This is a genomic window from Epilithonimonas mollis, from assembly GCF_900142325.1.
Taxonomy (GTDB): domain Bacteria; phylum Bacteroidota; class Bacteroidia; order Flavobacteriales; family Weeksellaceae; genus Epilithonimonas; species Epilithonimonas mollis.
Genome location: NZ_FRAM01000001.1, coordinates 461156 through 473745 on the forward strand (window position 1 = coordinate 461156; position 12590 = coordinate 473745).

10 protein-coding genes are annotated in these 12590 nt (G+C 38.5%); 6 read left to right on the plus strand and 4 right to left on the minus strand.

The features are described from left to right. Positions 1-102: 102 nt before the first annotated feature. From ligD to ku, 3 genes are all read right to left on the minus strand, one after another. Positions 103-1965, minus strand: coding sequence for a DNA ligase D (gene ligD / locus BUA97_RS02015; RefSeq protein WP_072996193.1), 1863 nt, complete (start codon positions 1963-1965; stop codon positions 103-105). A 65-nt stretch (positions 1966-2030) separates the two neighbouring features. Then, a complete protein-coding gene (locus BUA97_RS02020) occupies positions 2031-2642 on the minus strand; it encodes a DNA polymerase ligase N-terminal domain-containing protein (RefSeq protein WP_072996194.1) in 612 nt (203 codons plus the stop codon). A 45-nt stretch (positions 2643-2687) separates the two neighbouring features. Next, the gene (gene ku / locus BUA97_RS02025; protein WP_072996195.1) at positions 2688-3467 is read right to left on the minus strand and encodes a non-homologous end joining protein Ku; all 780 of its coding nucleotides are present in this window, start codon (positions 3465-3467) and stop codon (positions 2688-2690) included. Positions 3468-3620: 153 nt separating this feature from the next. Between ku and BUA97_RS02030 the strand changes: the two genes are divergently transcribed. The 5 genes from BUA97_RS02030 to BUA97_RS02050 all read left to right on the plus strand — a co-directional run bounded on the left by BUA97_RS02030 (position 3621) and on the right by BUA97_RS02050 (position 10339). Next, positions 3621-4496: an SDR family oxidoreductase gene (locus tag BUA97_RS02030; protein WP_245795784.1), complete on the plus strand. Its 876-nt coding sequence runs from the start codon at positions 3621-3623 to the stop codon at positions 4494-4496. Positions 4497-4532: 36 nt separating this feature from the next. Next, entirely contained in the window at positions 4533-5039 is a 507-nt protein-coding gene (locus BUA97_RS02035) for a pyridoxamine 5'-phosphate oxidase family protein (protein ID WP_072996196.1), read from the plus strand. 146 nt (positions 5040-5185) lie between these two features. Continuing rightward, positions 5186-6211: a ligase-associated DNA damage response exonuclease gene (locus BUA97_RS02040; protein ID WP_072996197.1), complete on the plus strand. Its 1026-nt coding sequence runs from the start codon at positions 5186-5188 to the stop codon at positions 6209-6211. Next, a complete protein-coding gene (locus tag BUA97_RS02045; RefSeq protein WP_072996198.1) occupies positions 6208-7788 on the plus strand; it encodes an ATP-dependent DNA ligase in 1581 nt (526 codons plus the stop codon). The genes BUA97_RS02040 and BUA97_RS02045 overlap by 4 nt, the downstream gene beginning before the upstream one ends. 103 nt (positions 7789-7891) lie before the next feature. Further along, positions 7892-10339, plus strand: coding sequence for a ligase-associated DNA damage response DEXH box helicase (locus BUA97_RS02050; RefSeq protein ID WP_139258186.1), 2448 nt, complete (start codon positions 7892-7894; stop codon positions 10337-10339). Positions 10340-10402: 63 nt separating this feature from the next. Here BUA97_RS02050 and lpdA read toward each other — a convergent pair whose 3' ends face one another. Next, a complete protein-coding gene (gene lpdA, locus BUA97_RS02055) occupies positions 10403-11806 on the minus strand; it encodes a dihydrolipoyl dehydrogenase (RefSeq protein ID WP_072996199.1) in 1404 nt (467 codons plus the stop codon). A gap of 123 nt (positions 11807-11929) precedes the next feature. Here lpdA and BUA97_RS02060 point away from each other — a divergent pair, with 123 nt between their 5' ends. Then, a complete protein-coding gene (locus BUA97_RS02060; RefSeq protein WP_072996200.1) occupies positions 11930-12583 on the plus strand; it encodes a YggS family pyridoxal phosphate-dependent enzyme in 654 nt (217 codons plus the stop codon). Positions 12584-12590 lie beyond the last annotated feature (7 nt).

A 12590-nucleotide genomic window follows, 5' to 3' on the forward strand; every position in this document is an offset into this window, starting at 1 on the left:
AACCTAGGCAGGTTTTAGGCAAAAGCTGCGCAGGTTTTTTATATCTAATAATGGATTAATGAATTTGCCCTGATCCACTAAGAACAGGAGCCGGACCAATTGTTATGTTTCCAGCCGTTTAATGGCTTTCAGCATATCGATACCTTTGCCGAGGATCGGTTTGAAGATATCACCTTTTTCTTTCAATCTTTCCAAGGAATTATGAATATTAAAATCCGTTGGTTTGAGGCCGTTTTTCACCTCATCCCATTCCAGGGGCATAGATACCGGCGCACCTTTTTTTGGCCGGAGGCTGTAAACACTGGCCAATGTCTGTCCCCTTCTGTTCTGAAGGTAATCAAGATAAATTTTATTCTTATCCCGCTTTTGCAGGCTTCTTTCGAGTGTTGTCAAACCAGGTAGTTTTTGCTGAACCATTTGCATCAGAAGATGTCCGAAATCCTTAACCTGATCATAAGAATATTTCGCATTCATCGGGATATAAATATGAATTCCGGAACTTCCCGATGTCTTCGGATAACCTTTGATCCCTGCCATATCCAGAACTTCCTTCACAGCCTGAGCCGTTTCTATAACATCTTCAAATGAATTTTTATCAGAGGGATCAAGGTCCAGAACGAGATAATCCGGGTTGTCTGCTTTCTGGATTCTACTCGTCCAAACATTCAGTTCAATGCAGCCCAGATTGTTGAGATAAGCCATCGTTTCCTTATCGTTACAAATGATATAATTGATGTATTTATCTGTGCTTTCCGAGAAAACTTTCTGTGTTTCTATCCAGTCCGGCGTCTCTTCGGAAGCATCTTTCTGGTAAAAGCTCATCCCTTCGATTCCGTTCGGATAGCGGTTCATAGATTGCGGACGGTTTTTCAGGTGGGGCAAAATGTATTTCGAAATACTTTGGTAAAACTCAATCACATCGCCCTTCGTGACATCATCATCAGGAAAGTAAATCTTATTCTGATTGGTCAATTTCAGCTCCTGCTTTCCTATCTTCTTATTGATATCTTCTTTGGAAGTTCGTTTTTTCGTTTCTTCTTTCTTCATAACTTCTTTTTTTGATTGATTTTCAGAATTGAATTCAACATCATCCGTTTCGATATCTTCCCGGAGTCTCATAAAAATCGGATGACGGTAAATATGATCTTTGGTCAGCTCCGTGAATTTGATTTCCGCAACCAGTTCCGGTTTTATCCAGGTTGCTTTGGTATTGGTTTTCGGTGTGATTTTGAAAACTGATTTCGGGGTAATCAAAGATTGCATTTTATCATAGATCTCGGCAAGCGACTGGTCACTGAAACCGCCGCCTGTATGGCCGCAGAAAACCATTTCACCATTCAGATATTTACCCAGAATCAGGGATCCAAACTTCTTCCGTGAGCCTTTGGGCTCTGTAAATCCACAAATTATCGCCTCATCACTTTTGTTGATCTTGATTTTCAGCCATTCCGAACTTCGGATATTTTCTTTATAAAGGCTGTCTGTTTTCTTGGCAACAATGCCTTCCAAACCTAAATCTTTCGCAGCCTGGAAAAACTCTTTGCCGTTTTCCAGAATATGGTCACTGAACTTGATGACCTCATTTTCCACCAAAGCATCTTTTAGCAATTCCCGCCGTTGCAGATAAGATAGATTTTCCGTCGAATGTCCATTCAGCCAAAGCAAATCAAAAACCTGAAAAGCCAATGCCAGATTAGGATTATCGCCAATTTGCTGAAGCCATTGGAAATTTGGTTTTCCTTTTTCATCATAAGCCACAATCTCGCCATCCAGAACCAGATGATGCCCCTGAAGTTTCAGCGCATGAGTCACCTTTTTGAATTTCTGAGAAAAATCGATTCCATTTCTGGAGTACAACCGGATGTCATCTTTCCGCAGATCTGCAATTGCACGATAACCGTCCCATTTGATTTCGAACGCCCATTCTTTGTCATCAAAAGCTTTGTCAGAGACTTTACAGAGCATCGGTTTGATGAATTCTGACAGTTTTTTCGCACCGGAAAGTGCGGGCGCATAATTTTTGAAAGACTTTATTCCTCCGGATTCGCTATTTTTTTTTTACCTTCTTTCTCAGCGAGATAAGCAGTTACTTTGGAGGTTTTCAGTGTGTGTTCTTCGGCATCATAATCTTCATCCACTGCAAATTTATCTTTATGTTTAATGAGGAGCCAGGCATTGTCCTCCTTGGGATTTTTGATTTTGACCAGTGCAAATTCGCCTTTCAGTTTTTTACCGTGAAGGATGAATTTCAATGATTGCTTATGAAGTTCAGCCCGCATCACCAGATCATCCGTTTTTCCGGAAATTTTTTCAATCGGCTCGTAAGTTCCTTCATCCCAAATCTCAACTTCACCCGCACCATAATTTCCTTGCGGAATCGAGCCTTCAAAGGTTCTGTAGGAGAACGGATGATCTTCCACCATCATTGCCAATCGCTTGTCAGAAGGATTGAGCGAAGGCCCTTTCGGAACGGCCCAGCTTTTCAGAACACCTTCCATTTCCAAACGAAAATCGTAATGAAGTCTGGATGCAGCATGTCTCTGAACCACGAATTTCAGTTTCTTTCCGCTTGCCTTTTCTTTTCCTTCCGGTTCAGAAGTTTCTTTGAAATTCCTTTTTTTATTATAGTCTTCTAAAGCCATCTCTTTCAATTATTAATTGTTAATGTCAATTATTAATCATTTCTTTTACCCGACTTTCTTCTTGCCTTTCTCCAGACTGGCTTTCAGCATTGCCATCAAATCCGTTGCTTTGCCTTCCGGCTCTTTCACTTCCGTTAGTTTAATTTTCTTTCCTTTTGCTTTTTGTTTGATTATTTTCAAAAGGTCAGCATTGTAGGTATCTTTATATTTGGCCGGGTCAAATTCCGTTGCCAAAGATTTTATCAATTGTTCCGCCATTTTCAGTTCTGCAGGTTTTGGAGCATTTCCTGTTGGGATTTTCAAATCTTCATATGCTCTCATTTCTTCCGGATAACGCATTCTGTTCACCATTAATATTTTGTCTTCATACGGTCTGATCAAACATAATATTTCCCGTTCCCTTAAAACAAAGGAACCCATCCCTGCCATTTTTGTTTTGATTAATGATTTCAGCAATAATTTATAAGCCGCTTCGCCATTCTTCTGAGGTTCTAAAAAATAGGGCGTTTCAAAAAGAGCGGTATCAACTTCGGATTCTTTTACAAATTGATTGATGGTAAGTATTTTAGATTTTTCCGGACTGGCAGCTGCAAAATCTTCATCTTCCAGAACGATGTATTTATCCTCAATTTTATAACCTTTCACGATATTTTCCCAAACCACTTCTTTTCCTGTACTGGCATTCACTCTTTTGAATTTGATATTACTCAGATCTTTGCTGTCAAGCATATCCAGATCCAAAGTACTTGAGTCTGTTGCCGAATACAATTTGATAGGGATATTTACAAGACCAAAGCCGATGGCACCATTCCAAATTGCTCTCATAATTAGAATCTTGATTTGATATTAATAATGAACATTTATTATCTAATTTTCTACAATAAACATTCCATCAGTATAAAGTATTTAAAATTTATGATTTAAATTAATCTCACTTCATTTAATAAATAGCACATTATTTGTAACTGCTTTAGAAAAATGAAAGTAAAAATGGAAAAAGAAACCAAAAAGAAAATCCGACCCAAACAACAGCAAAACCGACCGGGACTTGAAAAAAATATGTTTCCTACTCCAGAGACCGACCCCATCGAATATCCAAAAGAAGGAAAACTGAAAAACAAAGTCGCACTGATAACTGGTGGTGACAGCGGCATTGGAAAAGCGGTGGCTTTATTATTTGCGAAGGAAGGTGCTGATATTGTCATTGCTTACCTCAACGAAACCAAAGATGCAGAGGAAACTAAAAAAGAAGTAGAGGTCTATTCAAGGAAATGCACTTTGATAAAAGGTGATCTGGGAAAAGAAAATCAATGTAAAAAAGTCATTGATACGGTAATTAAAAAACACAAGAAAATTGATATTTTAGTTAACAATGCAGCATTACACTGGGAATCAAAATCTATTGAAGATATTACAACGGAACAATTGACAAAAACATTTCACAATAATTTCTTCTCTTACTTCTGGATCACAAAATACGCAATGCCTCATCTTAAAAAGGGGGCCAGCATTATTAATACAACATCTGTCACAGCTTACAGAGGAAGTCCGGAACTTATTGATTATGCTTCAACGAAAGGTGCTATTGTAGCATTTACAAGAAGCTTATCAGCCAATTTGATCGATAAAGGAATTCGTGTTAACGCAGTTGCTCCGGGACCTATCTGGACTCCACTCATTGCGTCATCTTTTGAGCCTAAAAAAAATTCGGAATTCGGAAGTGATTCTCCAATGAAACGCGCAGGGATGCCGAATGAAGTAGCTCCAAGTTTTCTTTTCCTTGCAAGTGAGGACTCAAGCTATATCAGCGGACAGGTTTTGCATCCGAATGGCGGGGAAATTGTTAATGGCTAATTTATAGTTTTAAAACACTAAAAAAAATAAAGTATTATGTCAACAGAAAATCTTAACAATCAAGAAGCAGTAAAAAAAATCAAAGAACTGTCTGAAAAAGCAAGAATATGCATGTTCTGTACAGAACTTGACAGATTACCAGTCAATTCGCGACCAATGAGCTTGCAAGAAACTGACAATAACGGAAATCTTTGGTTCATAAGCAGCGAGACAAGCAACAAAAATTTTGAAATAAAGGAAGACAATCGTGTTCAGCTCTATTTTATGAACAACAGCGATTCTGAATATCTTTCGGTTTATGGCGAAGCTTTTGTTTACACGGATCGTTCAACAATCGAAGATAAATGGTCACCAATGGCAAACGCATGGTTTGACGGAAAAGATGATCCCAATGTTTCTATTATTCGAGTACAACCAAAGGAAACTTATTATTGGGATACGAAAGCAGGAAAAATAGTAAGTTTATTGAGCTTTGCTGCCGCTGCAATTACAGGAAATAAAACTGACAATTCCGATGGTGTGGAAGGAACCGCTAAAATTTAATTAGCATTTAATCATATAATCTCCAACAATAAAGTTTATTGTTGGAGTTTTTTTTGATCACAATATTCAAACATTAATAAAAATATTTAAAAGAAAGAATTTGGTTAGCTTTTTGAATAATCAGGAATACACTAATCATCAATCGTTTGAAACTCATTACATTCACAAATAAAGGTATCTATTGTCCACAAGGAAAGTTTTATATTGATCCTTGGCGACCTGTAGATTTTGCGGTCATCACACATGGTCATGCCGACCACGCCCGATGGGGAATGAAAAAATACCTATGTCATCATTTTACAAAACCTATTTTAAAGAAAAGAATTGCTGAAGATATCGAATGTCAGACTTTACAATATGGTGAAGTTTTAGACATCAATGGAGTTAAGCTTTCGCTTCATCCTGCAGGTCATATTATTGGTTCGGCCCAAATTCGTTTGGAATATAAAGGTTATGTCAGTGTGATTTCGGGAGATTATAAAGTTCAGGACGATGGATTGAGTACGCCTTTTGAACTCGTGAAGTGCAATGAATTTGTGACGGAAAGTACATTCGGACTTCCTATTTACAATTGGCTGGAAGTGGATGACCTGAATAAAAAAATGCAGAACTGGGTTTTAAGGAATCAGGAAAACCAGAAAACTTCTGTATTCATCGGATATTCTTTGGGAAAAGCTCAAAGAGTAATGAAAGCAGTGGAAGGAATGGGGAAAATCCACGTGCACTACTCTATCGGCAAACTTAATCAGGCCTTTGAAGAGGCTGGAATTGTAATTCCGGAGTACGAAATTCCAGATTTCAGGGAAAATATAAAAAACGTTTCGGGCGATATAGTTATTGTTCCACCGGCTTTGCTGGATTCTAATGTGATCAAGAAAATTCCGGATGCGGCGACAGCGATTTGCTCGGGCTGGATGCAGGTCCGGGGTGCAAGACGTTGGCGAAGTGCTGATGCTGGTTTTGCAATGAGTGATCATGCCGACTGGAAAGGTCTTCTACAGACTGTCAAAGCTACAGAAGCTGAAATCGTTCATGTCACACACGGACAAACCGAAGTTTTTTCTAAATACTTAAATGAAATCGGGATTGAATCTGATGTAGTGGAAACTTTATACGGTGACGATAACGATGAAACAGTTGAAAAAGAAACCATCGAAAATCCTGAAATATGAGACATTTCGCAGAACTCATCAACGCTTTGGAAAGCACCAATAAGACGAATACCAAAATAGATGCTATTGTCGATTATCTGGAGCGTGCGCCAGATAATGATAAGTTGTGGTTTATTGCTTTGTTTACCGGGAAAAGACCGAAGCGAAATGTGAACACCAATTATATGAAAGAATGGGCGTTAGAAATTACAAGACTCCCTTTCTGGTTGTTACAGGAAAGTTATTCTTCGGTGGGTGATTTGGGCGAGACAATTTCTTTGATTCTTCCGCCACCCAGTGAAAAAATAGAGAAAACGCTGTCGGACTGGATGAACGAAATTATTGGGTTAAAATCAAAAACTGATGCTGAAAAGAAAGAATTTGTTCTGAATTCCTGGAATGGTTTAGACTACACTGAACGTTTGATTTTCAATAAATTACTAGGCGGAAGTTTCAGAATTGGGGTTTCTTCTAAGACATTGATTAACTCTCTGACGAAGTTTTCCGGACAGGAAGCCAGTACTCTGATGCACAGCCTGATGGGGAAATGGCAGCCTGATGAAGTAAGTTTTAAGGAACTGATTTCGGCTGAAAATATCAATCCTGACAATTCAAAACCATATCCTTTTTGTCTGGCTTATCCGCTGGAAAAGAATTTGGAAGATCTCGGAAAACCTGATGAATGGTTGATTGAGTATAAATGGGACGGCATACGTGGTCAAATCATCAGACGAAATGACGAAGTTTTTATCTGGTCAAGAGGAGAAGAACTGATTACCGAACAATTTCCAGAAATCAGAGATGTCATTCAGCAAATGAAAGGGAACTTTGTAATTGACGGTGAAATTCTTGCTGTAAAAGATGATAAAGTTTTAAATTTTAACGAATTGCAAAAGCGTCTCAATAGAAAAACCCTAACCAAGAAAATACTTTCCGAAATTCCGATTCAGGTTTTTGCATATGATTTGTTAGAATTACAAGGCAATGATTTACGGGAAAAACCGGTTTCCGGAAGACGTGCAATGCTGGAAGAATTATTACTGAATGAAAATCCTGAAAACATCAAAATTTCTCAGCAAATTGAGTTTGAAAACTGGAACGAATTAAACCAAACCAGAGAAAATTCCAGAGAGATCAACAGTGAAGGATTGATGCTTAAACAGAAAAATTCACATTACCATTCGGGACGAAAAAAAGGCGATTGGTGGAAGTGGAAAATAAATCCCTTGACGATTGATGCCGTTCTGATTTATGCCCAAAAAGGAAGCGGTCGACGAAGTGGCTACTACACCGATTACAGTTTTGCCGTGAAAAGTGGCGATAAATTGGTGACGATTGCCAAAGCGTATTCCGGTTTGACGGACAAGGAAATTATGGAAGTCAGCAAGTTTGTAAACAAAAATGCAATTGAGAAATTTGGTCCAGTCCGAACTGTAAAAGCTGAACTGGTTTTTGAAATAGCATTTGAAGGAATTGGTTTCAGTAACCGTCACAAAAGTGGTGTAGCATTGCGTTTCCCGAGGATTTTGCGCTGGCGGAAAGATAAAACAGTTGATGATATTGATGATATTGAAGAGATAAAGAAATTGATACAATAAACCCTTTGACTGCGTTCAGCGTGACAATTCTAATACTAAATGTTTTCAGCAATGTCAGTCTGAGCGGAATCGAAGACTTTTTTAATTTATAAAATATAATTATTTGACAACATTCGAAAATACCGCCGGCTACAAAATCATCCAAAACTGGATGAGCGATAAAGGTATTTCGCCATTTAGATTTCAGGTTCAGACTTGGCACAAATTCGGGAATGGCTACAGTGGAATGGTCGTAGCTCCGACCGGTTTTGGGAAAACTTTTTCTGTTTTTTTAGCATTAATTTCAGACTTTTTAAATCATCCGGAACAATACAAAACAGGACTGAAAATGATTTGGATTACGCCACTCCGCTCCCTATCAAAAGATATTGCCAAAGCAATGCAGGAAGCGATTGACGAAATCGGATTGGACTGGACAGTTGATGTACGAAACGGTGACACTGATCCAAAAGTCCGTCAGCAACAGCTGAAACATATGCCTGAAGTTTTAGTGGTTACTCCTGAAAGTTTACATCTTCTTTTAGGTCAAAAAGATAATCAGCGGTTTTTCAAAAATATGCATTGCGTTGCAGTGGATGAATGGCACGAATTATTGGGCTCAAAGCGTGGCGTCATGGTGGAATTAGGAATTTCTCAGCTTTTTCATTATGTGCCGAAACTTAAAATCTGGGGCATCACAGCAACGATCGGAAACCTTGATGAAGCACAGGACGTATTGATTCCTTATGATATTAAAAAAACAAAAATCACAGCCAAAGAACATAAGAAAATTGAGATTCTTTCCGTCTTTCCGAATGAAGTTGAAATTTTGCCTTGGGCAGGACATCTCGGACAAAAATTAGCGGATAATGTCGTGCCGATTATCCTGGAATCCAAATCAACCATCGTTTTTACTAATACACGAAGCCAGAGTGAAATGTGGTATCAGCTTTTGCTGAATGCTTACCCAGATTTTGCCGGACAAATCGCCATCCATCACAGTTCGATTGATGCTGAATTAAGAATCTGGATTGAGGAAAATCTCAGTTCTGGAAAACTGAAAGCGGTGGTTTCCACATCATCTTTAGATTTGGGAATTGATTTTAAGCCTGTTGATACTGTGATACAAGTTGGTTCTGCTAAAGGTGTTGCGAGATTTTTACAACGTGCCGGACGAAGTGGCCACTCCCCTTTTGAAACTTCAAAAATATTCTGTGTTCCGACACATTCTTTAGAATTAATAGAGGTTGCCGCTCTGAAAGAAGCTGTTAAACAAAAAGTGATTGAACCTCGCGAACCACAGGTTTTATGCTTTGATGTTTTGGTTCAGTTTCTGATGACTTTGGCGGTTGGCGACGGCTTTTATCCCGAGCAGTTATATCCGAGAATCAAGCAGACGTTTGGCTTTCAGGAAATGACCGAGGAAGAATGGAAAACCATAATTGATTTTCTAACGATTGGAGGTAACGTTCTGAAAAGCTATGAAGAATTCCACAAAATTGTCGTGATGGAAGACGGTTTGCACAAAGTGACATCCCGAAAAATTGCAATGCTTCACCGTATGAATATGGGGGTTATTGTTAGCGACGCAATGCTGAAAGTTAAATTTATTTCCGGTGGTTATATCGGAATGGTCGAAGAATATTTTATTTCAAGATTAAAGAAAGAAGAGAGATTTATTCTAGCAGGAAGAGTTCTGGAAGTTGCAATGATAAAAGACATGACAGTTTTCGTTCGGGCTTCAAAAGGAAAGGCTCAGGCTCCAAGTTATTTAGGCGGAAGATTGCCGTTGAGCTCTAACCTCGGCCATTTTTTAAGAGAAAAATTATCCGGCGCATTGAATCCGAAAGCTTCTGAAAAAGAATTGAAATTTCTGTATCCGCTTCTGGCCAATCAGGAAGAACGGTCGCATATTCCGAGAGAAGATGAATTTTTGGTGGAATTAATCAAAAACCGTGAAGGCTATCATTTGTTTATGTATCCTTTTGAAGGCCGGTTGGTACATGAAGTGATGGCTGCTTTGATTGCTTTCCGAATATCTAAACTATCTCCGATTTCTTTTTCTATGGCGATGAATGATTATGGTTTTGAATTATTCAGCGATAAGGAAATCTCTTTGAATGAAGAAAATCTAGAGAAAATCCTGACCAGAGAAAATCTGATGAATGATGTAATATCAAGTATCAATTCTGCGGAAATGGCAAGGCGGAAATTCCGGGATATTGCATTGATTTCGGGTATGGTCATTCAAAATTATGCAGGAACCCAACGTTCTAACAAATCTTTGCAAAGCTCTGCTGGTTTGATTTTTAAAGTGCTGGAAGACTATGATCCAAATCATTTTTTGGTGAGACAGGCCTACACCGAAGTTTTCAATGCACAACTGCAGGAGCAACGCTTGGTTGAAGCTTTCAAAAGAATCGAAAAATCAAAAGTCATCCTGAAATTTGCCAATACTTTTACACCACTAAGTTTCCCGATAAAAGTGGATAGTCTGCGACAGACCCTGACCAGTGAAGATTTAGATTCCAGGATTCATAAGCTGATTCAGCAGGCAAGAAAGATCAGGTAAAAAATTATTGAAAAAAAAAAGAGAAGCTAAAAGCTTCCCTTTAAATATTCTGTCAAAAAATTCTTACATATGGATAGACCTTTTTCCCGTCGCATCCAAAGCGGCTTCTTTCACGGCTTCTGCGTAAGTCGGGTGTGCATGGGAGCTTCTTGCGATGTCTTCTGCGCTGGCACGGAATTCCATTGCGATAACACCTTCTGCTACCAAATCTGCTGCTCTTGCGCCGATCATATGGAAACCTAGAACTTCGTCTGTTTTTTCATCAGCAATGATTTTTACAAAGCCGTCTGTGTCACCACTAGCACGGCTTCTTCCCAAAGCTCTCATCGGGAAATTCCCAACTTTGTAAGCTACACCTTCTTCTTTCAGTTGCTCTTCTGTTTTACCAACACCAGCAACTTCCGGCCAGGTGTAAACTACGCCCGGAATCAAATTATAATTGATGTGAGGTTTTTGTCCAGCTAAGATTTCAGCAACCAAAGTTCCTTCTTCTTCCGCTTTGTGAGCCAACATTGCTCCTTTGATTACATCACCAATGGCGTAAATGTTAGAAACATTGGTCTGCAAATGGTCGTTGGTTTTCACTCTTCCTCTTTCGTCCAGCTCTACACCGGCTTTTTCCAAACCAAGTCCGTCTGTATAAGGTCTTCTGCCAACAGAAACCAAAACATAATCACCTTCAAAGTTTACTTCTTCGCCTTTTTTGTTTTTAGCTGTTACTTTTACAGAATCTCCGTTTCTCTCCACTGCAGAAACCGCTGTAGAAAGCTCAAATTTCATCCCCTGTTTTCTAAGCACTTTTTGCAATTCTTTCGACAAGCTCCCATCCATTCCCGGAATGATTTTATCCATAAACTCAACAACAGTTACCTGAGATCCTAATCTCAAATAAACAGAACCAAGCTCAAGACCGATAACACCACCGCCGATAACTACCAAATGCTTAGGAATTTCTTTCAGATTCAAAGCTTCTGTAGAAGTAATGATTCTTTCTTTATCTAAATTAATGAAAGGCAAACTTGAAGGTTTTGAACCGGTTGCGATGATTGTATATTTTGAATCGATAATTTCCGAAGAACCGTCATTTTTTGTCACTTTGATTTGAGTCGCAGATTCGAAGCTTCCAAGACCTTCAAAAACTGTGATTTTGTTTTTGTCCATCAGGAAGTTGATTCCTTTCGTTGTCTGCTCTACTACGCCGTTTTTACGCTCGATCATTTTTGCCAAATCTACTTTCGGCTCGTTGATGATAATTCCGTAATCAGCAAATTCGTGTTTCGCCTTTTCGAAATGCTCAGAACTGTCCAGCAAAGCTTTGGAAGGGATACAACCCACGTTAAGACAAGTTCCGCCCAATGTAGGATATTTCTCAATAATTGCAGTTTTAAAACCTAATTGCGCAGCTCTGATGGCTGCAACATATCCCCCAGGACCAGAACCGATAACGGTTACATCAAATTGACTCATATCTTTGTGATTATTATTCGAATAAAAATTTCCTCAAATTTACAAATTCTGGAGCAATTCTGGAATTCATTTATAACATAATTAATCTCTATTTTTGCAATAGTTTTTTAAAATTCAACTGAAATGTCAATCTACCAAAACTATCAAGATATAATTTCTCAACTTCCAGAAAATGTAAAACTGGTAACGGTTTCTAAAACTAATCCTGTAGAAAAAATCAGAGAAGTTTATGACTTGGGACAACGCGCTTTTGGAGAGAATAAAGTTCAGGAATTATTGGAAAAAGAATCCGTTCTTCCCAATGATATCGAATGGCATTTAATTGGACATCTTCAGACCAATAAAGTAAAATACATTGCGGGTTTCGTTGCAATTATAGAAAGCATTGACAGCGAAAAACTATTGAAAGAAGTGAATAAAGAAGCGTTGAAAAACAATCGGAAAATCAATATTTTACTACAAGTTAAAATTGCAAAAGAAGACACTAAGTTTGGTTTAACAGTTGATGAAGCCAAAGATATTTTCAACAATTATCTTAATGGAAATTATCCAAATATCGAAATCAAAGGTTTGATGGGAATGGCCAGTTTTGTGGATGATGAAATTCAAATCCGTGAGGAATTTTCTATACTCAAAAATCTTTTCGATGAATTGTCCGAATTGAAACCATTAGAAACTCTATCAATGGGAATGAGCGGCGATTTTCCTCTCGCAATCAAATGTGGCTCTAATTCCGTGAGAGTTGGCTCGGCTATTTTTGGAGAAAGGAATTATTAGTTTTTAG

Bases quoted from the DNA above. Each gene is read 5' to 3' on its own strand.
- ligD (WP_072996193.1), bottom strand. From the start codon at position 1,965: ATGCTCTGTAAAGTCTCTGACAAAGCTTTTGATGACAAAGAATGGGCG.
- BUA97_RS02020 (WP_072996194.1), bottom strand. From the start codon at position 2,642: ATGGCTTTAGAAGACTATAATAAAAAAAGGAATTTCAAAGAAACTTCT.
- ku (WP_072996195.1), bottom strand. From the start codon at position 3,467: ATGAGAGCAATTTGGAATGGTGCCATCGGCTTTGGTCTTGTAAATATC.
- BUA97_RS02030 (WP_245795784.1), top strand. From the start codon at position 3,621: ATGAAAGTAAAAATGGAAAAAGAAACCAAAAAGAAAATCCGACCCAAA.
- BUA97_RS02035 (WP_072996196.1), top strand. From the start codon at position 4,533: ATGTCAACAGAAAATCTTAACAATCAAGAAGCAGTAAAAAAAATCAAA.
- BUA97_RS02045 (WP_072996198.1), top strand. From the start codon at position 6,208: ATGAGACATTTCGCAGAACTCATCAACGCTTTGGAAAGCACCAATAAG.
- lpdA (WP_072996199.1), bottom strand. From the start codon at position 11,806: ATGAGTCAATTTGATGTAACCGTTATCGGTTCTGGTCCTGGGGGATAT.
- BUA97_RS02060 (WP_072996200.1), top strand. From the start codon at position 11,930: ATGTCAATCTACCAAAACTATCAAGATATAATTTCTCAACTTCCAGAA.